We start from the raw sequence: 23,253 nt of genomic DNA, 5'->3' as shown, positions 1-23,253 counted from the left end.
CGAAGTCCCCCCGGGGGGGGGACGCGGACCGGGTGACCGCGGACCGGCGCGCTACGGGGTGGCGGGCGCCGCCGCGAGCAGCCTGCCCTCCGCGTAGGTGCGGGCCGCCTCCGGCAGGGCCGCCGTGCGGCCGCTGAGCAGGACCGTCAGCTCGCCGGAGGGACCGGCCGCGGGATCGGCGCCCTCGCCGATGCGGCGCAGTGCCTGCGCGGCGACGGCTCCGGCCGAGCCGTAGAGGACGGGCCGGGGCGCCCCCGGCGTCCGGACGGCACTGCGGATGCGCTCGCCGACCAGCTCGTAGTGGGTGCAGCCCAGGACGACGGTGCCGGTGCCCGCCGGGGTGAGCGCCGCCGCCGCGGCGATGGCCGCGTCGATGGCCCGCTCGTCGGCACGCTCGACGGCGTCGGCGAGCCCGTGGCAGGGCACCTCGGTGATCTGCGCGCCGTTCCCGTACTCGGAGATGAGGCGCCGCTGATACGGGCTGCCCGTGGTCGCGGGGGTGGCCCAGACCGCGACGGTGCCGCCGCCGGCCGCGGCGGGTTTCACGGCGGGGACGGTCCCGATCACGGGCAGTCCTGGCTCCAGCTCGGCGCGGAGCGCGGGCAGGGCGTGCACCGAGGCGGTGTTGCAGGCGACGATCAGCGCGTCGGGCCGGTGCTCCGTTGCCGCGCGGGCGCAGGCGAGTGCGCGGTCTCTGATCTCCTCACCCGTCCGGGGCCCCCAGGGCATCCCGTCCGGGTCGGAGGAGAGCACGAGCCCTGCGTCAGGGCGGGCCCTTCGCACCGCCGCCGCGGCGGCCAGCAGGCCGATTCCGGAGTCCACCAACGCGATCTTCACGGAGAGCAACTCTAATCGATCGGGCATACGGACCGGCGGCGCCACCGCCCGGGCTGCCCCGGACCACGGCCGGGAACGGGGACGTTGCGGCGTCCCCGTCTCCCGTGGAACCGTCTCCCGCGCGCCGCCGCACGACACCGCACGACACCGCGCGATGCCGCGCGCGTCCCGCCGTGTGCCGTGCCCGTGCGGCAGACTGCGCCGCGTGAGCGCCCTTACCTGGACCGCCCTCGTCTCGCTCGCCGCCTGGCTGTGGCTGCTGCTGTGCCAGGGGTTCTTCTGGCGTACGGACGTCCGTCTTCCGCCCCGTCCCCGTCCCCCTCGCGAACCGGAGTCGTGGCCCTCGGTCGCGGTCGTCGTGCCCGCGCGGGACGAGGCACGGGTGCTGCCGCTGAGCCTGCCCGCCCTCCTCGCGCAGGACTATCCCGGTCACGCGGAGGTCTTCCTCGTCGACGACGGTTCCACCGACGGCACCGGCGCCCTCGCCCGCCGCCTCGCCGAGGACCGCCCGGACGGGCCGGAACACGGGCCGGAGCACGGACCGCCGCACGCGCTGCCGCTGACCGTGGACACGCCGGGCGAACCCGAACCCGGCTGGACGGGCAAGCTGTGGGCCGTACGCCATGGGATCGCGCTCGCGCGGTCCCGCTCAGAGCCCGCGTTCCTGCTGCTGACGGACGCGGACATCGCCCACGCCCCGGACTCGCTGCGCCGGTTGGTGAGCGCCGCGCTCACCCACCGGCTCGACCTGGTCTCCCAGATGGCGCGGCTGCGGGTGCGCAGCCCGTGGGAGCGGCTGATCGTGCCCGCCTTCGTCTACTTCTTCGCGCAGCTCTACCCCTTCCGCCGCGTCAACAGCCCCGCCTCCCGCACAGCAGCGGCTGCCGGCGGCTGCGTGCTGCTGCGGACGGAGACGGCCATACGGGCGCGGGTCCCGGAGAGCATCAGGCACGCCGTGATCGACGACGTCACGCTCGCGCGCGCCGTCAAGCGCGCCGGGGGCGGCCGGATCTGGCTGGGGCTGGCGGACGGGGTGGAAAGCGTGCGCCCCTACGAGGGGCTGTCCGAGCTGTGGGGGATGGTGGCGCGCAGCGCGTACGCGCAACTGCGGCACAACCCCGCGCTGCTGCTGGGCACCGTCGCGGGGCTGGTGCTCCTGTACGCGGTGCCGCCCGTCGCCGCGCTGAGCGGTTCCCTGGCGGGAGCCGCCGCGTGGGCGGTGATGGCGGGCACGTACGTACCGATGCTCCGCTACTACCGGCAGCCGCTCCTGCTCGCGCCGGCGCTCCCGTTCACCGCCGCGCTCTACGCACTGATGACGCTGGACTCGGCGTGGCAGCACTACCAGGGGCGGGGCGCGGCCTGGAAGGGGCGCACGTACACGAAGGACGCGCGGTGAACGGTGCCCCGGTGAGGTTCGCTCCGCGAGGGGCCGTCGCCCCGTCACACCACGGGCGTCACGCCCCACCCGTCACTTGCGGCCCGGCGCCCACTGCATGCCCCACCCGTACGCCTGGTCCACGGTGCGCTGGGGGCTGACGCCACGGTCGGGGACCAGATAGCGGGCCTCGCGCTGTACGACGAGATCGCCGCCCTGGTTGGTGAGCAGCGCGAGGGCGCAGACCGTGGAGGGAACGGTGCACTCGTCGAGCGAGAAGTCGACGGGGGCGCCGTGCTGCGGGGTGAGGGTGACCGTCGCGTTGAGGTTGGCGAAGCTGCGGGCGCCCTCGTAGATGGTCACGAAGATGAGGACGCGGCGCAGGTCCTTGGCGTGGTCCAGGTTGACGGTGAGGTTCTCGCCCGAGGAGACGGCTCCCGTGCGGTCGTCGCCGTCGAGGTGGATGTAGGGCGGCTGGTGCAGGGCGCCGAAGGTGTTGCCGAGCGCCTGGACGACGCCCTTGCGGCCGTCGGCGAGTTCGAAGAGGGCGCACAGGTCGAGGTCGAGATCGTTGTGCATCGCCATGGCCCGGCCCAGCTTGCGGCCCCAGCCGCTGAACTGCTTGCGCACCTCCCAGTTGAGGTTGACGCGCAGCGCGCCCGACGTGCCGCCCTGCTTGCTCAGCGAGACGGTGGGCGACTCCTTCGTCAGCGTGACCTTGCTGAGGCGTACCGGCGCCGGGGCCTGCGGCGCGGGCGCGGATGGCGCGGGCGCGGCGGCCTGTGCGGGAGGCGCGGGCGGCATGGGCGCGGCGGCGGGGGCCGAGGGGGCGGGCGCCGGGGGTGCGGGAGGCGCGGGCGGCGCGGGAGCGGGCGCGGGGGCCGGCGCCGGTTCGTCGACGGTGATCCCGTAGTCCGTGGCGAGCCCGGCCAGCCCGCTGTCGTACCCCTGCCCGACCGCGCGGAACTTCCAGTTGCCCTGCCTGCGGTACAGCTCACCGAGCACGAAGGCGGTCTCCACCGTCGCGTCGGCGCTCTCGAAGCGGGCCAGCTCCGTGCCCGCCGCCGCGTCCAGCACCCGTACGTACAGACCGGCGACCTGCCCGAAGGTGCCGCCGTCCGCCGAGGCGACGACCACGATCTGCTCGACCTCGGGCTCCACAGCGCCCAGGTCCACGCCCAACGTGTCCGTCACGGCGGCGCCTTCGGGGCGCTTGCCCTCGTGGCGCACGGCCGACTTGGCGTGCCGGGGCTGGTTGTAGAAGACGAGGTCGTCGTCCGATCTGACCTTGCCCGCGGTGAGCAGCAGGGCCGACGCGTCGACGTCCGGCGTGCCCTGGCCGCTCCGCCAGCCCAGTTCGACCCGCACCGACGGCGCGGGGACGGGCACGTTGGCGCCCTTGCTCATGGTCATGCCGCTCCCCATTCCGCTCCCCCTCTGGTCATTCCGCTGCCCTTCCCGGTCTTCGCCGGTCTCTGCCGGACCCGGCCGGTCCATGGGCCCTGTGCGGCGTTGCCGCTCCCCCAACGTATTCCACGCCGCCGCCACGAGCGAGGAACACGGCATTTACCCGCCCCCGGCGCACCCTCGGCCCCTATTTCCCGGATTTGCGGAAATCCCCAGCTCAGCGGATGGAAGAGCGCGGAATTCCAAGACCCTCCGCGCGCACTTCCCCGCGCACAGGAGAAGCACAGCCGGAAGGACAGCGAAGAGTGCCCGGCGTACAGGCTCCGTTCACACGCCGGATTCCACGCCGCGGAAGCCGAACACACGGGCGCACGCGGATCGTTCCCTGTGTCCTGCAATGGGCTTATGCTTCTGACAGCTTCTCCTCTCGTATGCATCCACCCTCCTGGGGCCGGTGGGGCGAGTTCCGTCCGCATGCCTGACGATGCGTCACAGAAGTCGGCGTCGGGCCAGCGTCCGCCCTGCCCGGACCCCCGGAAGTGACCCCCGGTGCACGCGGTGAGGACGGGGTGAAAACCGGCTCTGACCTGCACCGAGGCAGGTGAGACGGGGGATCCTGCGTACCGCTCTAGTGTCGATGCAAATTTTGGGCTTAACTTATGGACATGACCTCCCCCCGCAGTAGCTACGGCGGCGGCTACTACACCGCACCCTCCTACCCGGACACACCGATCTACGACATGCTCGTCGCCGAGCGGGGCACGCCGCAGATCGCTCCTATCAGGGTGCCCGCGGAATATCAGGCGGGGAACTCACTGCCCGCGCTGCCGCCCGCACTGCCCGCGCTCCCTTCGGGGCCGAGCCATCAGCCGCAGCACCACACCCCTCCGCACGGGTATCCCTCGCAGGGCTATGCGCCCGTTCCGCAGCAGCCCGTGCCGCAGCCTTCGCCGCTCCAGCAGGCTCCCGCGCCGTACATCCCGCAGCAGGCGCCTCCGCAGCGGGGTTATCAGGACCCCCGGCAGCAGCAGCCTCCGCAGCAACAGCCCCAGCAGCACCCGCAGATGCGTCCCGTGGCCCCGCCGCGGCCCGGCGCGCCCCGCCCCGTCGCACCCCGTCAGATGCCGGGCCCCTACGAGGACCCGTACGGCGGTGGCGGCCAGTACCCCGGCCAGTACCAGGGACGCGGTTACTGACGCACACGTTCACCGGGCCCCGTCCGCCGGGTCCCGGGCTTTCGGTCAACTGTCAGAGCCGGGTGACAGGATGACTGTATGAGGTCACCAAGGCTGGCAGCGCTGCACGTTTACCCGGTGAAGGCACTCGGCGGCACCGCCCCCGCCGGGGCGACGGTCGAGCCGTGGGGGCTGGCCGAGGACAGACGCTGGCTCCTGTCCACGCCGGACGGCCGCAAGCTGCTGACGCAGCGCGAGCAGCCCCGGCTCGCGCTCGCCTCGGCCGAGCCGCTGCCGGACGGCGCCGTGCGGTTGACGGCTCCGGGCATGGAGCCGCTGGAGGTCGCCGTTCCCCCCGTCGGCCGGGAGACCACCGTCGTCGCGGTCTGGCACAGCAAGGTCGAGGCGGTGCCCGCCGCGGAAGCGGCGAGCGCGTGGCTGTCCGCGTATCTGGACACCGAGGTCCGTCTCGTGCACCTGGACGCGCCCGAGCACCGGCGCCCGATCGATCCCCGCTACGCCGAGCCGGGCGAGACCGTCTCCTTCGCCGACGGCTTCCCCCTGCTGCTGACCACCGTCTCCTCCCTCGACGCGCTCAACTCCCTGATCGCCCAGGGCGATCACGCCGACGAGGGCCCGCTGCCCATGAACCGCTTCCGCCCCAGCCTCGTCATCGAGGGCACGCCGCCCTGGGCCGAGGACGAGTGGCGCAGGATCCGGGTCGGTGAGGTCACCTTCCGCGTGGCGAAGCCCTGCGGACGCTGCGTGGTGACCACCACCGACCAGTCGACGGCCGAGCGCGGCAAGGAGCCGCTGCGCACCCTGGCCCGCCACCGTCGCTTCGGTGATCATCTGGTATTCGGCCAGAATCTGATACCGGAGCGTACGGGCAGGGTGCGCAGCGGGGACTCGTTCGAGGTGCTCGCCTAGGCCGGAGCGGAGCTAGGCAGGCGGCCCCTCCTCGCCGGTTCCGCTCTCGTCCAGGAGCCGGGAGCGGATCAGGAAGCGGAAGCCCTCCGGCGCCTCCAGCGAGAAGCCGCTCCCCCGCCCGGGGACCAGGTCCACGGTGAGGTGGGTGTGGCTCCAGTAGGCGTACTGGCTGGCGGACATCCAGAACTGCACCGGTTCCGGCACGCCCTCCACCGCCAGCTCGCCGAGGAGGACGTCGGAGCCGCCGGTGCGGAACTCCCCGCGCTCGTAGCACATGGGGGAGCTTCCGTCGCAGCAGCCGCCGGACTGGTGGAACATCAGCGGCCCGTGCTTGGCGGTCAGTTCGCGGAGCATTCCGGCCGCCGCCTCGGTGACCGCGACGCGCTCCACCTGCCCGGTACGCGCCTGGCTCTGCTCCTGGCCCGCCCTGTGCCCGGCGCCGTCCATCAGAAGAACCCGAGCTTCTTGGGCGAGTAGCTGGTCAGGATGTTCTTGGTCTGCTGGTAGTGGTCGAGCATCATCTTGTGGTTCTCGCGGCCGATGCCCGACTGCTTGTAGCCGCCGAAGGCCGCGTGCGCGGGGTAGGCGTGGTAGCAGTTCGTCCACACCCTGCCCGCCTGGATGGCGCGCCCCGCGCGGTAGGCGGTGTTGCCGTCGCGGGTCCACACGCCGGCGCCGAGGCCGTACAGCGTGTCGTTGGCCGTCGCGATGGCGTCGGCGAAGTCGGTGAAGGGGGCGACGGAGACGACGGGGCCGAAGATCTCCTCCTGGAAGACCCGCATCTGGTTGGAACCTTCGAGGATGGTCGGCTGCACGTAGTAGCCGCCCTCCAGCTCGCCGCCGAGTTCCGCGCGGGCGCCTCCCGTCACCACGCGGGCGCCTTCCTTCTGCCCGATGTCCAGGTAGGAGAGGATCTTCTCCAACTGGTCGTTGGACGCCTGCGCGCCCACCATCGTCTCGGTGTCGAGCGGGTGCCCCTGGACGATCCGCTCGGTCCTGGCCGTCCCCGCCTCCAGGAAGCCGCGGTAGTGGCCCTGCTGGATGAGGGCACGGGAGGGGCAGGTGCAGACCTCGCCCTGGTTGAGGGCGAACATCGTGAAGCCCTCCAGCGCCTTGTCGTAGAAGTCGTCGCTGTCGTCGGAGACGTCGTCGAAGAAGATGTTGGGGCTCTTGCCGCCCAGCTCCAGGGTGACGGGCTTCAGGTTCTCCGAGGCGTACTGCATGATCAGCCGCCCCGTCGTGGTCTCACCCGTGAAGGCGACCTTGGCCACGCGCGGGCTGCTGGCCAGCGGCTTGCCCGCCTCGGCGCCGAAGCCGTTGACGATGTTGACCACGCCGGGCGGCAGCAGGTCGGCGACGAGGCTCATCCAGTAGTGGACGGAGGCCGGGGTCTGCTCGGCGGGCTTGAGGACGACGGCGTTGCCCGCGGCGAGCGCGGGCGCCAGCTTCCAGACGGCCATCAGGATCGGGAAGTTCCACGGGATGATCTGGGCGACGACGCCCAGCGGCTCGTGGAAGTGGTACGCGACCGTGTCCTCGTCGATCTCGGAGAGGGAGCCCTCCTGGGCCCTGACGGCACCGGCGAAGTACCGGAAGTGGTCGATGGCCAGCGGGATGTCCGCGGCGAGCGTCTCGCGTACGGGCTTGCCGTTCTCCCAGCTCTCGGCGACCGCGAGCTGTTCGAGGTTCTCCTCCATGCGGTCCGCGATGCGGTTGAGGACCTGCGCCCGCTCCGCCGCGGGCGTGCGGCCCCACTGGCCGGCCGCCGCGTGGGCCGCGTCGATGGCGCGCTCCACGTCGTCGGCCGTGCCGCGGGCCACCTCCGTGAAGCTCCGGCCGTTGACGGGGCTGGGGTTCTCGAAGTAACCCCCTTGCTTGGGGGCGACGTAGGTGCCGCCGATCCAGTGGTCGTATCGCGACTGGTAGGACATGAGAGCGCCGTCGGTCCCGGGCGCGGCGTAGCGGCTCATTGTGCGGGCCTCCCCTGCCTCGATGTGCCCGCCTGCTGACGTCCGGCGGGGCGTCCCGCGTCCGCGACCAGTGGATCAGTGGATCAGTGATCCGATCCGTGATCGGTGATCCGTGATCCGGTCCGTGATCCGTGGACGCCCTGCCACCGGCGGGCTCTTGTGCGGGACGTTAGGAGAGGCGACGTTGCGGATACGTTGCGCGGCGCGCGGGAACGCGCCCCTCGTGTCCGCCAGTGCGCTCGCCCGATTCGGCCAGCCCGTAGGCGCGGCGCAACTGGCCCACCCGCGCGGCCAGGGTCGGCCGCAGCGGATCGCCGTCCAGACGGCTGCCGAGCAGCGCCTCCCACGCCTCCAGATCGTCCTCGCCCCACGGGCTGCGCACCCACGTCTCCAGGAGCGAGGCGTCCCTGCGCGCCAGCAGCCTGCGCCGCAGCCGGTCCTCCAGGAGCTGCCGCAGCCTGACGACGCCGGGCGCCTCGGACGACGGGAGCAGCGGCCCTCGGTAGGCGGCGAGCGCGCCCGCGAGGTCACCGGCGGCGAGCGCGTCCGTGACGGTGTCGAAGTCCGTGGTCAGGCGGCGGCGCAGCCGGTACGGGCGGGATTCGAGGAGCGGCCCGAGCAGTTGCCGCAGCCGGGAGAGTTCGGCGCGCAGGGTGACGGGCGTGACGTCGCGCTCCCCGTACAGTTCGAGGCTCAGCCGGTCCCCGGTGAAGCCGTCGGGATGCGCGGCCAGGAGCAGCACGATCTCGCTGTGTCTGCGGCCGAGACGCAGCGAGGGGCCGCCTCCGGCGTGGAGCACCGCCTCGTCGCGGCCGAGGACTTCGAGCACGTCCGGGCTCTGCCGGCCGGGTCCGGGCCCGGCTCCGGGTCCCGGCCCGGGGCCGAGTTCGGCGAGGTGGGCCTCGGCGGCGCGGGCCGTGGCCTGGACGAGGGCGAGGCTCTGCGGGGAGGCGAGGTGATCGCCTCCCGTGATGTCGACGGCGCCGATGACGCGGTGGGTGCGCGGGTCGTGGAGGGGCGCGGCGGCGCAGGTCCAGGACTGGACGAGGCGGTTGTAGTGCTCGGCCGCGAAGATCTGCACGGCGTGGTCGACGGCCAGTGCCGTGCCGGGCGCGTTGGTGCCGACGAAGCGCTCGTCCCAGCGCGCGCCGGGCACGAAGTTCATGCGCTCGGCGCGGCGCAGCACCTGTGAGTGGCCCTCGACCCACAGCAGGCGGCCCGTCTCGTCGCAGACGGAGAGCAGGTGGGCGCCGTCGTCCGCGATGGTGCCGAGCAGCTCGCGGAAGAGCGGCATCACCCGGGCGAGCGGGTGCTCCTCGCGGTAGGCAGCCAGATCGGCGTCGGCGAGTTCGACGCGGGCCAGCCGCTCCGGCTCGACGGCGGCTCCGGCACTGCGGCGCCAGGAGTCGGCGACCACGTGCCGCACGGGCGCGGTGATGGCGCCCTCCGTCAGAAACGCCTCGTGGGCACGGAGCACCTCTCCGGTCCGCTCGGCGGGATCCGACCCCGTTTTCAGCGCCAGCCATGGATTCAGCACCCTGTCATCGTGCCGCCGGGCAGGCCGGTCGGCAACGCTCTGCACCGAGTCATCACAGAGTGTGAACAAGGTGGGGGTGCGCGAGGCACGTGCGGTTGCCTCCGGGCTCCGGTGCCGCGCGAACCGGACCGGACCCGTGTGTCAGCCGCGGCGCACCCTGGTACCCATCCCGCATGCACACGGACGCTCCCCTCACCACCCTCACCGACGCCGAGGCCCAAGGGCTGGACGCGCACTGGCGCGCCCTCAACTACCTGTCGGCCTGCCAGCTCTATCTGCGGGACAACCCGCTGCTCACGGAGCCGCTGCGGCCCGAGCACATCAAGCCCCGGCTGCTCGGCCACTGGGGCACGGTCCCCGGTCTCGGTCTCGTCTACACGCATCTGAACCGGCTCGTCCGCGCCCGCGACCGGGACGCGCTGTGCGTCTGGGGCCCGGGGCACGGCGCCGCCGCCGTGCTGGCCGGAGCGTGGCTGGAGGGCACGTACGGGGAACTGGAGCCGGACCGTTCACGGGACGCGGCGGGCATGCTGCGCCTGTTCCGCGACTTCTCGCAGCCGGGCGGCGTCCCCAGCCACACGGCCCCCGGCGTGCCCGGCTCCATCCAGGAGGGCGGCGAGCTGGGCTACTCCCTGGCGCACGCCTACGGCGCCGCCTTCGACAACCCGGACCTGCTGGTGTGCGCGGTCGTGGGGGACGGCGAGGCGGAGACGGGCCCGCTGGCCGCCTCCTGGCACGCCGACAAGTTCCTCGACCCCGTGCACGACGGCGCCGTCCTGCCGGTGCTGCACCTGAACGGGTACAAGATCGCCAACCCGACGGTGCTCTCCCGCATCCCGGAGGACGAGCTGGACGCGCTGCTGCGCGGCTACGGACACGAGCCGCTGTACGTCACGGCCACACCCGGCTCCGACCCTGCGGACGTGCATCGCGCGATGGCGTCGGCGTTCGACGGGGCGCTGGACCGTATCGAGCGGTACCAGCGCGAGGCACGCGAAGGGGGCGAAGGGGCCGGGCCGCGCCGCCCGTGGCCGATGATCGTGTTGCGCACGCCGAAGGGCTGGACGGGACCGCACGAGGTGGGCGGCAAGCAGATCGAGGACACCTGGCGCGCCCACCAGATCCCGGTGTCCGGAGTGCGCGAGGACCCGGAGAAACTGGGCGAGCTGGAGCGCTGGCTGCGCTCGTACCGCCCGGAGGAACTGTTCGACGACGAGGGCCGCCCGCGGGAACAGGTGCTGGAGTGCGTGCCGGAGGGCGACCGCAGGCTGGGCGCGAGCCCGCACGCCAACGGCGGTCGGCTGCTGCGCGAACTGCCGCTGCCCGCGCTGGAGGAGCACGCCGTGCCCGTCGAGGCGCACGGGCGCGGCACGCACGAGCCGACCCGGGCGCTGGGCGGGCTGCTGCGGGATCTGATGTCGGCCACGGAGGGGCGGCGCGACTTCCGGCTCTTCGGCCCTGACGAGACCGACTCCAACCACCTCCAGGACGTGTACGACGCCACGCCGCGCACCTGGCAGGCACGGCAACTGGAGGGGGACGAGCATCTGGGCCCGCACGGGCGGGTGCTGGAGGTGCTGTCGGAGCATCTGTGCCAGGGCTGGCTGGAGGGCTATCTGCTGACCGGGCGGCACGGGCTGTTCGCGTCGTACGAGGCGTTCGCGCACGTCGTCGACAGCATGGCGGGGCAGCACGTCAAGTGGCTGCACAGCGCTCGCGAGGTGGAGTGGCGGCGGCCTGTCGCCTCCCTCAACTACCTGCTCACCTCGCACGCGTGGCGCCAGGACCACAACGGCTTCTCGCACCAGGACCCCGGCTTCATCGACCACGTCATGAACAAGAGCCCCGAGGTCGTCCGCGTCTATCTGCCGCCGGACACCAACACCCTGCTGGCCGTCGCCGACCATGTGCTGCGCACCCGGGACACCGTCAACGTCGTCGTCGCTGGCAAGCAGTCGTGCTTCGACTGGCTCGGCCTGGAGGAGGCGCGGGCGCACTGCGCGCGCGGGCTCGGCGTCTGGGACTGGGCGGGCACGGAGGGGCACGGGCAGGAGCCCGACGTGGTGCTGGCGTGCGCGGGCGACGTGCCGACGCAGGAGACGCTGGCCGCCTCCGCGCTGCTGCGCGAGCACCTGCCGGGGCTGTCGGTGCGGGTGGTGAACGTGGTGGACATCGCGCGGCTGATGCCGCTCACCGCGCATCCGCACGGGCTGCCCGACGCGGAGTTCGACGCGGTCTTCACCCGGGACCGGCCCGTCGTGTTCGCGTACCACGGCTATCCGTGGCTGATCCACCGGCTCGCCTACCGGCGCGCCGTCCACGGTTCGCTCCATGTGCGCGGCTACCGGGAGATGGGCACGACGACCACGCCGTTCGACATGGTGGTGCGCAACGACCTGGACCGCTACCGGCTGGTGATGGACGTCATCGACCGCACACCGGGTCTCGCGACGCGCGCGACGGCGGTGCGGCAGCGGATGGAGGACATGCGCACCCGGCACCATTCCTGGATCAGGGAGCACGGCACCGACATGCCGGAGGTCGCCGAGTGGACGTGGTCCGGGCCCGAGGGGTCCGAGGGGCCGGAGGAGAAGCACGGGGCGGCCACGCGCACATGAGGCACCGTCACGCACGACACCGCGCCGAGGTCCGTGTTCCGGCCCCGGCGCGGTGTCCTGTGTGACGGCCGGCTCAGATCTCGACGTCCTCCAGGATGCCGAGCGCGTCGGGCACGAGCACGGCGGCCGAGTAGTAGGCGCTGACGAGGTAGGAGATCAGCGCCTTGTCGTCGATGCCCATGAAGCGGACGTTGAGGCCGGGCTGGATCTCGTCGGGGATGCCGGTCTGGTGGAGGCCGACGACGCCCTGGTTCTCCTGGCCGACACGCATGGCCAGCACGGAGCTGGTGTTGTCCGCGTTGACCGGGATCTTGTTGCAGGGCAGCAGCGGGATGCCGCGCCAGGAGCGCACGCGCGAGCCCTGGACCTCGGTCTCCGGCGGGTAGATGCCGCGGTTGCTGCACTCGCGCCCGATGGCCGCGATGGTGCGCGGGTGCGCGAGCAGGTACTGCGTCTTGCGGCGCCGCGAGATCAGCTCGTCCATGTCGTCGGGCGTGGGCGGGCCCGAGCGGGTGTGGATGCGCTGCTTGAGGTCGGCGTTGTGGAGCAGCCCGAACTCCCGGTTGTTGATCATCTCGTGCTCCTGCCGCTCCCGCAGGGCCTCGACGGTGAGCCGCAGTTGCTCCTCGACCTGGTTCATCGGGTCGTTGTAGATGTCCGCGACACGGCTGTGGACCCGCAGCACGGTCTGCGCGACGCTCAGTTCGTACTCGCGCGGCTTCAGCTCGTAGTCCACGAACGTGCCGGGCAGCGACGCCTCGCCGACGTGCCCGGAGGACATGTCGATGTCCGCCTCACCGCGCTTGTTCTGACGCGGCACTGACCGTCCGAGATAACTGTCCAGGTGCTGGCGCAGGGCCGGGGACTGCTGGGCCGCCTCCTGGAAGGCGGAGGCCGGGAGGGCGAGCACCGTGCAGCGGGTGAGCGCCTTGAGGGTGTAGTCCCAGTCGCCGGGGTCGGGGGTGAGCGCCTCGTCGCCCGCGTGGTCGCCGTCCGCGAGGACGCCGAGGGTGACGGGCTCGTCGTACTTGCCGCTGCCCTCCTTCTGGAGCTTGCCGTGCGCGATGAGGAGCAGCTCGTCGGCCGTGCTCCCCTTGGAGACGACGGTGTCGCCCGCGCTGTACTCGCGCTGGGTGAAGCGGTCGGCGAGCGCCTCCAGCGACGCCTGGTCCTCCAGCTCGCGCAGCAGGGGCAGTTCGCGCAGTTCGCTGGGGATGACGCGGATGTCGGCGCCCGTGTTCGAGAACTCGACCCGTCCGTCGCCCAGGGTGTGGGTGAGGCGCCGGTTCACGCGGTAGGCGCCGCCCGTCGTCTCCACCCAGGGGAGGATCCGCAGCAGCCAGCGGGTGGAGATCCCCTGCATCTGCGGGACGGTCTTGGTGGTGGTGGTGAGGTTGCGTGCTGCCGCTGTGGCGAGGCTCAGGTTCGGGGCTGCGGGCTGCGCTTCGGGCTGCGTGGTCATCGGGAGAGGACCTTCCGTGCTGTCGCTGTGGGAGTGCGGGCGGCGCGACGGGCCCGCGCGCGGTGCGGGGCCTGCCGGGGCGGGAGCTGGAGGGGCTACGGGCTACGGGGCCACGCGGTACGGGCTTCGTGCGGCGTGGGGCGTAAGGCGTGGGGAAACGGCCGGGCCGTCCGAACCCGGAGAAGAGCCCGGAGAAAATCCGGAATTTCCGTTTTCCCGCGCTCCGCCGGAGCGCGCTGCCGCGGACACCGTGCATGTCACCGTGGAGTATTCAGTGCCCGATCTCCACATCCTCAAGAATCCCGAGCGCGTCGGGCACCAGCACAGCCGCCGAATAGTACGTGCTCACCAGGTACGAGATAATGGCCTTCTCATTGATCCCCATGAAACGGACGGAGAGCCCCGGCTGGTATTCATCGGGAATTCCGGTCTGGTGCAGGCCCACGACACCCTGCTTCTCGCCCGTGCGCATGGCCAGGACCGAGGTGGTGCCGTCGGAGGTGACGGGGATCTTGTTGCACGGCAGGATCGGCACCCCGCGCCAGGCGGGCAGCGCGTGGCCCTCCATGTCCACGCTCTGCGGGTAGATCCCCCGGCGGCTGTACTCGCGGCCGATCGCGGCGATGGCCTTCGGGTGCGCCAGGATGACGCTCGGGTCCTTCCAGACCGTGGCCAGCAGCTCGTCCAGATCGTCGGGGGTGGGCGCGCCCGAGCGGGTGTGGACGCGGTGCCGGTTGTCGGCGTTGTGCAGCAGGCCGAACTCCCGGTTGTTGACCATCTCGTGCTCTTGCCGCTCGCGCAGCGCCTCGATCGTGAGCCGCAGCTGCTCCTCGACCTGGTTCATCGGGTGGTTGTAAAGATCGGCGACCCGGCTGTGGATGCGCAGCACGGTCTGCGCGACGCTCAGTTCGTACTCTCGCGGGCTCAGCTCGTAGTCCACGAAGGTGCCCGGCAGGGACGGTTCCCCCGCGTGCCCGGCCGCCATCTCGATGGCCCGCTCGCCGTCCTCGGTGCGCTGCCCGGGGATGCTCTCGCGGTCCGCCTCCACATGGGAGCGCAGGCTCTCGGTGCGGCCCGCGACCTCGTCGAAGTCCGCGCGGGAGAGGGTGAGGACGGTGCCGCTGGTGAGCGAGGTCAGGGTGTAGTCCCACTCCCCCGCCTCACCGGCCAGCCGCTCCGATCCCGCGTGCTCGCCGTCCGCGAGGATGCCGAGGGTGGTCTCCTCGTCGTACTTGCCGCGGGCCGTCTTGCGCAGCTTGCCGTGTGCGACGAGGACGACCTCGTCAGCGGGCCGCCCGGCCTCGACGATGGTCTCCCCCGGCCGGAAATCGCGCTGCCGGCAGCGGGAGGCGAGGGCTTCGAGCGCCTCCGCGTCGTCGTAACCGCGGAGCACCGGCAGCTCCGTCAGCTCCATCGGGATCACCCGCGTCTCGGAGCCCGTGGAGACGAAGTCCACCCGGCCGTCGCCGAGCGTGAGCGCCAGCCTCCGGTTGACCCTGAAGGCGCCGCCCGAAACCTGCACCCAGGGAAGGACCCTCAGAAGCCAACGGGAGGAAATCCCCTGCATCTGCGGGGGCGTTTTGGTAGTGGTCGTAAGATTTCGGGCCGCAGCAGTCGCAAGGCTGAGCTGCGCCTGCTCCTCCGTCCCCTCGCCGCCCGAATTCTGCTCTACCGCAGTCGCCATCGATACCGCCTATCTCCATACCAGTGCGAGGAATTCGCCCCCGCTGCGGCCACGAAACTAGTCCGGCCAGGAAAGAGCGGCAATCGCTCGAAAGAGTAGGCGGCTCCGGGAATGCTCACCGGCCAGACGGGGTAACCCTCGTCACCTGATTCCACATTCGACACATAGGGTGACACGGCACCCGTGATGCTCACTGTCCGCGACAATTCCGGCCGCCGGGCGCACAAATGGATCACGGGTGCACGGGAAGACACGCCCCCGCAACCCGTCGGCACGGCGCGACGAGTAAGGTCGGTTCCCTCGCGAGGGGGAACCGCGACCGGACCCGGGGAGGGCTGACCATGCCCCGGTGATTTCGCTCTCTTTGCGCCTCTCGCGCATGTACCGCACTCAGTGAGGTACGCACGAACGGGGAGAAGGGGGTGAGAGCTGTGCGTTCCATCGTCGGCCTGTGGCGGTGGCGCGGCAATCCGCTGTGCCGCCGCAGCGACCGCCGGGAAGCGTGGCTGGCCTTCTGGGCGGTGGTACTGATCGTCCTCGGAGCACCGCTCGTCGGCTGGCTCGGCACCGTCAAGGCACACGACGCGCTGCTCAGCACCGTCGAACAGCAGCGGCAGAACCGCCACCAGGTGTGGGCCAGCGCGGAGAGCCTGGCGACCCGTCCCCCCGTGGACACCGACCCGGAGTCCGCGGCGGAGCCCGACACCCGGCGCCAGGTGACGGCCCGCTGGACAGGGCCCGACGGAACCAGCCACTCCGGCACGGTACGCGCGGGGCACGGGGTGCAGCCCGGTGAGCGCTTCCGCATCTGGACCGACGACCAGGGCCGCATCGCCTCCCGCCCCATGACGGAGCGCAGCGCGGGCTCCCACGCCGCGCTGGCCGGGCTGGCGGCGGCCGCGGGTACGGCCGGGGCGCTGGAGGCCGCACGGCGGCTCGCGATACGGCAGGTCATGCGACGGCGCTACGCGCGCTGGGACGCGGAATGGCACCGCATCGGCCCCGACTGGGGCAGGACGGGCACCAGCAACTAGACGGCGGCTGGACGGTGGGGCCGCTGTGGCTTCCCGTCGGCTGCGGTGCGCCGAAGTTGTGGGCAATCGTCCCGCCGACGTGTGCGTCTCCGCAGGGCGGCAAGCGTGGGACCCGTCAACCTGGTGGTCCGGCGCACGCTACGGTGGTGCCCAGCCAACGCGCGCAGCGATGCGCCTTAGTACGCACGAGGTTGGGGCACAACTCTCCATGGCACAGGGCTCGGTCCAGGTGACGCACGCCGGTACGTCGCGGTGGCGGCGGCGCACGGGAGAGTACGCCACCCTCTCGGCCGCCCTCGAAGCCGCGGCGGACGGTGATGTGCTCACCGTCGCGCCCGGCACGTACCGCGAGAACCTCGTCCTCGACCGCGCCGTCACCGTCCGCGGCCCGGAACGCGCGGCGAGCGGCTCCGTGCGCATCGCCCCGGCCGACGGCGTCGCGCTGACCGTCCGCGCCTCGGCCGTCGTGCAGGACCTCCAGATCGAGGGCCAGGACTCCGCTTCCCCCGCGCTGCTCGTCGAGGACTGCGCCCCCGAGCTGAACGGGGTGCGGGTGATGACGCGTTCGGCCGCCGGGATCGAGGTGCGCGGCGGCGCCCGGCCCACGGTGCGGCGCTGCACCGTCGACAACCCGGCAGGGCTCGGCATCAGCGTGACGGGCGGCGCCGGCGGGGTCTACGAGGAGTGCGAGGTCGTGGCGGCCGGGCAGTCCGGGATAGCGGTGCGCGACGGCGCACACCCCCGCTTCGAACGCTGCCGCGTCCACCACGCGTCGGGCGCCGGGCTCTCCCTGCACGGTGAGGGCAGCGCCGCCGAGGCCGTCGGCTGCGAGGTGTACGAGATCAAGGGCAGCGGCGTGCAGGTCACCGCGCGCGCCACGGGCCATCTGACGGACTGCCAGGTGCACCGCACCTCGGCCGACGGCATCACCCTCGACACCGACGCCGTGCTCACCCTCGCCGACTGCGACATCCACGACATCCCCGAGAACGCCGTCGATCTGCGCTCGCGCTCGGTCCTCACCCTCACCCGCTCCACGGTGCGCCGCTTCGGCCGCAACGGCCTGTCCGTCTGGGACCCCGGCACCCGCGTGGACGCCAACAACTGCGAGATACACGAGAGCACGGGCGACTACCCCGCTGTGTGGGTCAGCGACGGCGCCACCGTGGTGCTGGACTCCTGCCGGGTGCACAGCGTGCCCGACGCGCTGTTCGTGCTCGACCGGGGCTCGCGGGCCGACGTCGTGGACAGCGACCTCACACAGGTGCGCGGCACGGCGGTCTCCGTGAGCGACGGCGCGACGGTCCAGCTCGACGACTGCCGGATCAGGGACGCCGCCACGGGCGCCTGGTTCCGCGACCACGGCAGCGGCGGCACCCTCGCCAACTGCACGGTGGACGGGGTCGCGACGGGCTTCATCGTCACCAAGGGCGCCGACCCCACCGTCGAGCGCTGCACGGTCACCTCGCCCGCCGAGGCGGGCTTCTACGTCTCGGCCGAGGGCCGCGGCACCTTCCACGGCTGCCGCGTCACAGGATCCCAGGGCTACGGCTTCCACGTCATCGACGGCTGCCGCACGACGCTGCGCCGCTGCCGTACGGAACGGTGCGCGCGCGGTGGCTACGAGTTCGCGGAGGAGGGCCCGACGGTCGAGGACTGCACCAGCGACGAGAGCGCCGCCGCCGTCTCCCCCGCTGCCGACCTCGCCGCGCCCGCCGCCCCCTCGACAACGGGGCTGCTGACCGCGCCCGCCGCCGTACCGGCCCCGGCCCGTGCCACGGCCGAGGCGAAGGCCGCCGGGGCGGGCGGCGGTGCGGCGCAGGGACAGCCCGCCGAGGACGGCCCGTCGCGCCCCTCGTCGGAGGTGCTGGGCGAACTCGACGCGCTGGTGGGCCTGGAGAGCGTCAAGCGCGAGGTGCGCGCGCTCACGGACATGATCGAGGTGGGCCGCAGACGGCAGCGCGCCGGTCTCAAGGCGGCCTCGGCCCGCCGCCACCTGGTCTTCACCGGCTCCCCCGGCACCGGCAAGACGACGGTCGCGCGGCTGTACGGGGAGATCCTGCGCTCCCTCGACGTGCTGGAGCGCGGCCACTTGGTCGAGGTCTCCCGGGTCGATCTGGTGGGCGAGCACATCGGCTCGACGGCGATCCGTACGCAGGAGGCGTTCGACCGGGCGCGCGGCGGGGTGCTCTTCATCGACGAGGCGTACGCGCTCTCCCCCGAGGACTCGGGGCGGGACTTCGGGCGCGAGGCGATCGACACCCTCGTGAAGCTGATGGAGGACCACAGGGACGAGGTCGTGGTGATCGCGGCGGGCTACACGGCGGAGATGGAGCGCTTCCTCGCCGTCAACCCCGGTGTGGCGTCCCGGTTCTCGCGCACCATCACCTTCGGCGACTACTCGCCCGAGGAGCTGCTGAGCATCGTGGAGCAGCAGGCCGAGGAGCACGAGTACCACCTGGGCGAGGGCACGGGAGAGGCGCTGCTCAAATACTTCACCGTGCTGCCCAAGGGGCCCTCGTTCGGCAACGGGCGCACGGCGCGGCAGACGTTCGAGGCGATGGTCGAGCGGCACGCGGGCCGGGTCGCCCAACTGGGCGACCCGAGCACCGACGACCTCACGCTGCTCTACGCCGACGACCTGCCCGACTCGGTCTGAGCCACCGCCTCCCGGCGGCCGTCGGCGGCACCCCGGGCCCCGGCGGCGCGGTTCTCCGCCTCCTTGGCCGCCACGTCCGGGTCCACCACCAGAGGGGGCTCGGCGACACCGGCCGTCTCCGCCGTCCCGGCCGTCCCCGCCTCCGTCGGATCCGCCGCACTCGCGGCCCCGCCGGGCCGCTCCGGCGCCGACCGCTCCGGCTGGCGCGGCACGCCGCACAGCCCGGTCTCGACGGGCCGCCGCTCGCGCAGCCTGGCCAGCAGCCGGTCGCGTTCCTCGCCGAACGCGGGGTCCGCCTGGTACTCGCCGTGCCCCAGTATCGGCGCGGGCAGCGGGTGTGCGACGGTGCGGCCGTAGGCGAGCGGGTCGAGCAGGGGTCCCCTGTCGACGTCGGGGCCCTTGCCGTTCGGCAGCCGCACGGGGCCGCCGATGGGGTCGGTGAAACGCCACAGGTTGCGCCAGCAGTCCAGCTCCCGGTGCAGGTCCCGCAGTTGCTGGGGGCCGAAGTAGGCGGGGAACCAGCGCCCGTAGAGCCGTTCCAGTGGCGAGCCGTAGGTCAGCAGGGCCACATGGCGGCGGGTGACCGGGTCGAGCTGCCAGATGGCCGCCGCCGACAGGACGCTGCCCTGGGAGTGCCCGGAGAGCACGAGCCGTCCCCCGGTCTGCTGGGTCCACATGCCGATGCGCCAGGCCAGGTCGGGCACGGCGCGCTCGGCGTAGCAGGGCGGCGCGAAGGGGTGCGCGGCGCGGGGCCAGAAGGTGCCCACGTCCCAGAGGATGCCGATGGTGCGGCGCGCCGAGGGGTCGCGGTAGGCGCGGCGGCCCCAGGTCAGCAAGAGCAGGAACGCGAAGCCGATCAGCCAGGAGCCGAGCGCCTGCACGGTCTCGGCGAAGCCGTCGACGATGGCGGGCAGCCCGTCGGCCGCGCGCCCCGGCACCTCGCCCGTGGTCCAGGCGCCGAGCACGGCGAGGCCGCCGAGCAGCAGCGTGATGAGAGCGACGGTACCCACCAGCCAGGGCGCCGAGTCGGTGAGCCCCGCGCGCGCCACAGCACCGGCGATGCGGCGGGAGCGGGTGGCGTCGGGAACCACGCCCGGGTAGCCGCGCTCGACGTCCTCGGTCAGCGCGCCCGCCTGCCGCCACACGTGGACGCCGAACCAGCACACCAGCACCAGGACGACCGCCAGCAGCAGCGGGATGACGGACGCCTGCCAGCTCAGCACCGTGGGCGGGCCCTCCAGGTGGGCGCCGCGCATGCCGGGAGTGCTGGAGCCTCCGTCGAGCCAGTCGCCCATGCGCTGTGCGACGCCGCCCGACATGATCCCGCCCAGCCCGCAGGCCAGCATGGCGACCGAGGCCGAGCCCAGCCCCTTGAGCGCGGTGCGCGCGACGGGGCGCTGCGAGTACAGGAGAAGGCCCAGGGCGCCGAGGGCCACGACGAGGGCGCCCTGGAGGACGGCGATGACGCCGAACGTCTCGTCGCCGGGGAGTTCGCCTCCGGCCGAGACCCAGCCGGGGCGGGACCAGAGCGCGTGCCCTACGGCGAGCACCAGCACGGCGACGGAGGCTCCCGGCAGGGCCCTGACCGCCAGTTCGTCGACGCGGTCGTCCGGAGTGCTCTCCTTGCGGCCCCTGCTGCACACCACGTACAGGACGCACAGGGCACCGGCCACGGCCAGCAGCCCGATCGCCCAGCCCGCCGCGTTCAGCGCGGCACTGCCGCCCGGCTCGCCGTCGTGGCGGGTGGTGGCGGCCGTCAGCGCGGCGGCGACGGTGAGGAACCCGGCAGCGGTGTGCGCGGCACGCAGCCGGGCGACGAGCCGCTTGCCGTACCAGAAGCCGGGCAGGCAGAGCGCGGGCCTGCCGTCGGCGGCGCAGTCGTCCTCGTCGACGGGCTTCTGAAGCGGCGGCTGCGACTCGTAGGCGCTCCAGGTGCGGTGCGAGAGCCACCACAGCAGGACGGTGAGCGCGACGGGCAGCAGCGCCGCCAGGGCGAGGCGGCGGCCCGGCTGGCTCCACCAGCCGCCGTTGCCCGCGCGGTCGGCTGCCATGAAGCCGAGCCAGGAGTGGTCGGCCACGCAGGGGACCGCTCCGGCGCACTGCCAGGCGACGAGGTCGAGCGCCACCTCGCAGGCGGCGGCGACGAGCAGCACCGTCAGGCTGAGCGAGAGCAGCCGCACCAGGACGCCGTGGACCCGCACGGCCTTGCGGCTGCCTCCGGCGGCGGGGCGCATCCAGTGCGCGAGGTTGGCGACCATGAAGGGCAGCAGGAGCAGCCAGAGCGCGCGGGCGCCGTTGCCCGAGGTGAGGTTGCACCAGGAGTACGCCTCGGGCACCGGCTTGTCGGTGTAGTCGCCGGGGCGAGCTTCGGCGTCCATGTCCTCGCCGCGCCGGTAGACGGCGGCGGTGGCGTCTCCCGTGACGCGTTCGGGGAAGGGGGCGTCGAGCATCTCGTCGGGCGTGGTGCCGCCGACGCCGTGGACGAGGAGTTCGAGGTTGAGCCCGGAGGCATCGGGCCCGGGAGCGGGTCCGGGTCCCGACTGGGGAGCGGAGTGGGCGGGAGGCGGTTCGGAACGCGTCGCCGAGGCGTGGGAGTGCTTCTTGTCGGAATGCATGCTGATGGTCCCCCGAGGTCTGTGGCTGTGATCGCCTTCCAGGATCGCTTCCCCGTACCGTCACGCGCATCCCCTACCGGTGAAGGTGCAGCGAAATCGTCACTCGCGCGGCGGCCCTGCCCCCATGGGAGGATGAGCGCGACCGACGTGCGGGTGACGAAGGGACTATGGCGCGGTGAGCGACAACCAGAACCTCCTCGCGGAGCAGCGGCGGGCGCTCATCCTCGAAGAGGTGCGCCGCCGTGGCGGGGCGCGGGTCAACGAGCTGACCCGCAAGCTGAACGTCTCGGACATGACGGTGCGCCGGGACCTGGACGCGCTGGCCAGGCAGGGCGCGCTGGAGAAGGTGCACGGCGGCGCCGTCCCCGTCGCCGAGGCGAGCACGCACGAGCCGGGGTTCGAGGCGAAGTCGTCCCTGGAGCTGACAGCCAAGGAGGACATCGCGCGGGCCGCCGCCGCGATGGTCCAGCCGGGCAGCGCCATCGCCCTGTCCGGCGGCACCACGACGTACGCGCTCGCGCAGCACCTCATCGACGTCCCGGACCTGACGGTCGTCACCAACTCGGTCCGGGTGGCCGACGTCTTCCACACCGCGCAGCGCGCGGGGAGCGCCGTCCGCAATCCGCGCCCCGGCGCCGCGACGGTGGTGCTCACGGGCGGGGTGCGCACACCGTCCGACTCGCTGGTGGGCCCCGTCGCCGACGCGGCGATCCGGTCCCTCCACTTCGACGTGCTCTTCCTCGGCGTGCACGGCATATCCGTCGAGGCGGGCCTCTCGACGCCGAACCTGGCCGAGGCGGAGACGAACCGGCGCTTCGTGGGCTCGGCCCGCCGGGTGGTGGTGGTCGCCGACCACACCAAGTGGGGGACGGTGGGCCTGAGTTCGTTCGCCACGCTGGACCAGGTCGACACCTTCGTGACCGACGGCGGGCTGCCGGAGGCCGAGCGCGCCGAGATCGAGGAGCGGCTGCCGGGGTTCGTGGTCGCGGGCGTCTCGGACCCGGCCTCGGGCAACGGCGGCGACGGGCAGGAGACGGCGGACCCGGAAGGCGCGGACGAGTCCGGAGGCGCAGACATCTGACGGGGCCGGGGCTAGGGTGAGCGCGCCCGAACGGCAGACCCACCACAGGGGGTACGTCCATGGCGCGCCGACTGCGTCCCGTAGAGCTGGACTTCTCGGACACGGCGCCGGTACGGCTGTCCTTCACCGCACAGCTCACGGCCGGTCCCGAAGCGGTGTACGTGGCACTGGCCGAGGACGTCGAGAACTGGCCGCGCTGGTTCACGGCCGTCACCTCGGCGACGCCGACGGGCGGGGGCAGGGGCCGGGACGTGCGGCTCAAGGGCGGCGGCTTCTTCGCCGAGACGATCATGGCGGCGCACGCACCCCAGCGCTACGCGTACCGGATGGACACGACCAACGCGCCCGGCATGCGCGCGATGCTGGAGGACTGGCGGCTGACGCCGACCGCCTCCGGCGGCACCGGCGTCCGGTGGACCATGGCGGCCGACGGCACGGCGGCGCTGCGGCTCGCGATGCGGCTGGCGAGGCCCGCCGTGGCCCGCTCCTTCCGCGACGCGATGCGCAACCTGGACCACCGCCTGAACCCAACGCGCTCCCCTTCGCGGGGTGCGGAATGAAACGGTGGGTTGCCCCGTTCGTCGGGGGTGTTGCGCGGGACGGTTGGCCTGTGTGGTGGGTGCCGTAGGGTCCCGCGCTGGTTTTTGTGCGGCGGCACGGGGGCGCTACGCGTGTGGCGGGGCGCCGTTTTCGGGTGCGGGTGGGTGGCTTCGGTGCGGTGTGTGGTTGCGGTGCGGTGTGGCTGGCGCCGCGTGGTTCTTGGTTTGTGCTGGTGGTCGTGTGGGGTTGGTGTGTGGTGGGGGTCGGTGCCGTGGTGGGGTGTCTCCTCGGACGGCGACAAGTGCGGGTCTCGTTTACGGGTTTCC

At 72.7% G+C, this 23,253-nt stretch carries 16 protein-coding genes; 8 read left to right on the top strand and 8 right to left on the bottom strand.

Annotated elements, in window-relative coordinates; all coding sequences use genetic code 11:
- Positions 1 to 51: 51 nt before the first annotated feature.
- Positions 52 to 837 carry a glutamate racemase gene (locus ACWGJ2_RS23400; protein ID WP_453348132.1) on the bottom strand — a complete coding sequence of 262 codons (786 nt, stop codon included), beginning with the start codon at positions 835 to 837 and terminating at the stop codon, positions 52 to 54.
- A 154-nt stretch (positions 838 to 991) separates the two neighbouring features.
- On the opposite strand from ACWGJ2_RS23400, the gene ACWGJ2_RS23395 reads away from it, so the two are divergent.
- On the top strand, positions 992 to 2,236 hold the full coding sequence (locus ACWGJ2_RS23395; RefSeq protein ID WP_453348131.1) for a glycosyltransferase: 1,245 nt from the start codon (positions 992 to 994) through the stop codon (positions 2,234 to 2,236).
- A 72-nt stretch (positions 2,237 to 2,308) separates the two neighbouring features.
- Here the strand turns inward: ACWGJ2_RS23395 and ACWGJ2_RS23390 are convergent, their stop codons facing one another.
- Entirely contained in the window at positions 2,309 to 3,622 is a 1,314-nt protein-coding gene (locus tag ACWGJ2_RS23390) for a TerD family protein (protein ID WP_453348196.1), read from the bottom strand.
- 665 nt (positions 3,623 to 4,287) lie between these two features.
- Here ACWGJ2_RS23390 and ACWGJ2_RS23385 point away from each other — a divergent pair.
- Positions 4,288 to 4,818 carry a DUF6643 family protein gene (locus ACWGJ2_RS23385; RefSeq protein WP_453348130.1) on the top strand — a complete coding sequence of 177 codons (531 nt, stop codon included), beginning with the start codon at positions 4,288 to 4,290 and terminating at the stop codon, positions 4,816 to 4,818.
- Positions 4,819 to 4,896: 78 nt separating this feature from the next.
- On the top strand, positions 4,897 to 5,727 hold the full coding sequence (locus ACWGJ2_RS23380) for an MOSC domain-containing protein (protein ID WP_453348129.1): 831 nt from the start codon (positions 4,897 to 4,899) through the stop codon (positions 5,725 to 5,727).
- Positions 5,728 to 5,739: 12 nt separating this feature from the next.
- Here the strand turns inward: ACWGJ2_RS23380 and ACWGJ2_RS23375 are convergent, their stop codons facing one another.
- From ACWGJ2_RS23375 to ACWGJ2_RS23365, 3 genes are all read right to left on the bottom strand, one after another.
- A complete protein-coding gene (locus ACWGJ2_RS23375) occupies positions 5,740 to 6,174 on the bottom strand; it encodes a DUF779 domain-containing protein (protein WP_453348128.1) in 435 nt (144 codons plus the stop codon).
- Positions 6,174 to 7,697, bottom strand: a complete 1,524-nt coding sequence (gene exaC, locus ACWGJ2_RS23370) for an acetaldehyde dehydrogenase ExaC (RefSeq protein ID WP_453348127.1) — start codon at positions 7,695 to 7,697, stop codon at positions 6,174 to 6,176. The genes ACWGJ2_RS23375 and exaC overlap by 1 nt, the downstream gene beginning before the upstream one ends.
- A gap of 169 nt (positions 7,698 to 7,866) precedes the next feature.
- The gene (locus ACWGJ2_RS23365) at positions 7,867 to 9,234 is read right to left on the bottom strand and encodes a GAF domain-containing protein (protein ID WP_453348126.1); all 1,368 of its coding nucleotides are present in this window, start codon (positions 9,232 to 9,234) and stop codon (positions 7,867 to 7,869) included.
- A gap of 173 nt (positions 9,235 to 9,407) precedes the next feature.
- Here ACWGJ2_RS23365 and ACWGJ2_RS23360 point away from each other — a divergent pair, with 173 nt between their 5' ends.
- Entirely contained in the window at positions 9,408 to 11,852 is a 2,445-nt protein-coding gene (locus tag ACWGJ2_RS23360; protein ID WP_453348125.1) for a phosphoketolase family protein, read from the top strand.
- Between the two features lie 73 nt (positions 11,853 to 11,925).
- Here ACWGJ2_RS23360 and ACWGJ2_RS23355 read toward each other — a convergent pair whose 3' ends face one another.
- On the bottom strand, positions 11,926 to 13,314 hold the full coding sequence (locus tag ACWGJ2_RS23355) for a family 2B encapsulin nanocompartment shell protein (protein WP_453348124.1): 1,389 nt from the start codon (positions 13,312 to 13,314) through the stop codon (positions 11,926 to 11,928).
- A 271-nt stretch (positions 13,315 to 13,585) separates the two neighbouring features.
- Positions 13,586 to 14,998 carry a family 2B encapsulin nanocompartment shell protein gene (locus tag ACWGJ2_RS23350; protein ID WP_453348123.1) on the bottom strand — a complete coding sequence of 471 codons (1,413 nt, stop codon included), beginning with the start codon at positions 14,996 to 14,998 and terminating at the stop codon, positions 13,586 to 13,588.
- Positions 14,999 to 15,420: 422 nt separating this feature from the next.
- Here ACWGJ2_RS23350 and ACWGJ2_RS23345 point away from each other — a divergent pair, with 422 nt between their 5' ends.
- Entirely contained in the window at positions 15,421 to 16,032 is a 612-nt protein-coding gene (locus tag ACWGJ2_RS23345) for an Rv1733c family protein (RefSeq protein ID WP_453348122.1), read from the top strand.
- Positions 16,033 to 16,240: 208 nt separating this feature from the next.
- On the top strand, positions 16,241 to 18,691 hold the full coding sequence (locus ACWGJ2_RS23340) for a right-handed parallel beta-helix repeat-containing protein (RefSeq protein ID WP_453348121.1): 2,451 nt from the start codon (positions 16,241 to 16,243) through the stop codon (positions 18,689 to 18,691).
- On the opposite strand, the gene ACWGJ2_RS23335 is transcribed toward ACWGJ2_RS23340, so the two are convergent.
- Positions 18,661 to 21,306: a hypothetical protein gene (locus ACWGJ2_RS23335; protein ID WP_453348120.1), complete on the bottom strand. Its 2,646-nt coding sequence runs from the start codon at positions 21,304 to 21,306 to the stop codon at positions 18,661 to 18,663. The genes ACWGJ2_RS23340 and ACWGJ2_RS23335 overlap by 31 nt on opposite strands.
- A 175-nt stretch (positions 21,307 to 21,481) precedes the next feature.
- On the opposite strand from ACWGJ2_RS23335, the gene ACWGJ2_RS23330 reads away from it, so the two are divergent.
- Both ACWGJ2_RS23330 and ACWGJ2_RS23325 read left to right on the top strand, forming a co-directional pair.
- Positions 21,482 to 22,387 carry a DeoR/GlpR family DNA-binding transcription regulator gene (locus ACWGJ2_RS23330; protein WP_453348119.1) on the top strand — a complete coding sequence of 302 codons (906 nt, stop codon included), beginning with the start codon at positions 21,482 to 21,484 and terminating at the stop codon, positions 22,385 to 22,387.
- A 59-nt stretch (positions 22,388 to 22,446) separates the two neighbouring features.
- Positions 22,447 to 22,947: an SRPBCC family protein gene (locus tag ACWGJ2_RS23325; RefSeq protein WP_453348118.1), complete on the top strand. Its 501-nt coding sequence runs from the start codon at positions 22,447 to 22,449 to the stop codon at positions 22,945 to 22,947.
- Positions 22,948 to 23,253 lie beyond the last annotated feature (306 nt).

This window comes from Streptomyces sp. NPDC054796 (genome assembly GCF_053611545.1).
This window is presented reverse-complemented; position numbering and strand designations above follow the sequence as displayed.

Bases quoted from the DNA above. Each gene is read 5' to 3' on its own strand.
- ACWGJ2_RS23390 (WP_453348196.1), bottom strand. From the start codon at position 3,622: ATGAGCAAGGGCGCCAACGTGCCCGTCCCCGCGCCGTCGGTGCGGGTC.
- ACWGJ2_RS23350 (WP_453348123.1), bottom strand. From the start codon at position 14,998: ATGGCGACTGCGGTAGAGCAGAATTCGGGCGGCGAGGGGACGGAGGAG.
- ACWGJ2_RS23355 (WP_453348124.1), bottom strand. From the start codon at position 13,314: ATGACCACGCAGCCCGAAGCGCAGCCCGCAGCCCCGAACCTGAGCCTC.
- ACWGJ2_RS23380 (WP_453348129.1), top strand. From the start codon at position 4,897: ATGAGGTCACCAAGGCTGGCAGCGCTGCACGTTTACCCGGTGAAGGCA.
- ACWGJ2_RS23375 (WP_453348128.1), bottom strand. From the start codon at position 6,174: ATGGACGGCGCCGGGCACAGGGCGGGCCAGGAGCAGAGCCAGGCGCGT.
- ACWGJ2_RS23325 (WP_453348118.1), top strand. From the start codon at position 22,447: ATGGCGCGCCGACTGCGTCCCGTAGAGCTGGACTTCTCGGACACGGCG.
- ACWGJ2_RS23385 (WP_453348130.1), top strand. From the start codon at position 4,288: ATGACCTCCCCCCGCAGTAGCTACGGCGGCGGCTACTACACCGCACCC.
- ACWGJ2_RS23335 (WP_453348120.1), bottom strand. From the start codon at position 21,306: ATGCATTCCGACAAGAAGCACTCCCACGCCTCGGCGACGCGTTCCGAA.
- ACWGJ2_RS23360 (WP_453348125.1), top strand. From the start codon at position 9,408: ATGCACACGGACGCTCCCCTCACCACCCTCACCGACGCCGAGGCCCAA.
- exaC (WP_453348127.1), bottom strand. From the start codon at position 7,697: ATGAGCCGCTACGCCGCGCCCGGGACCGACGGCGCTCTCATGTCCTAC.
- ACWGJ2_RS23340 (WP_453348121.1), top strand. From the start codon at position 16,241: ATGGCACAGGGCTCGGTCCAGGTGACGCACGCCGGTACGTCGCGGTGG.
- ACWGJ2_RS23395 (WP_453348131.1), top strand. From the start codon at position 992: ATGCCGCGCGCGTCCCGCCGTGTGCCGTGCCCGTGCGGCAGACTGCGC.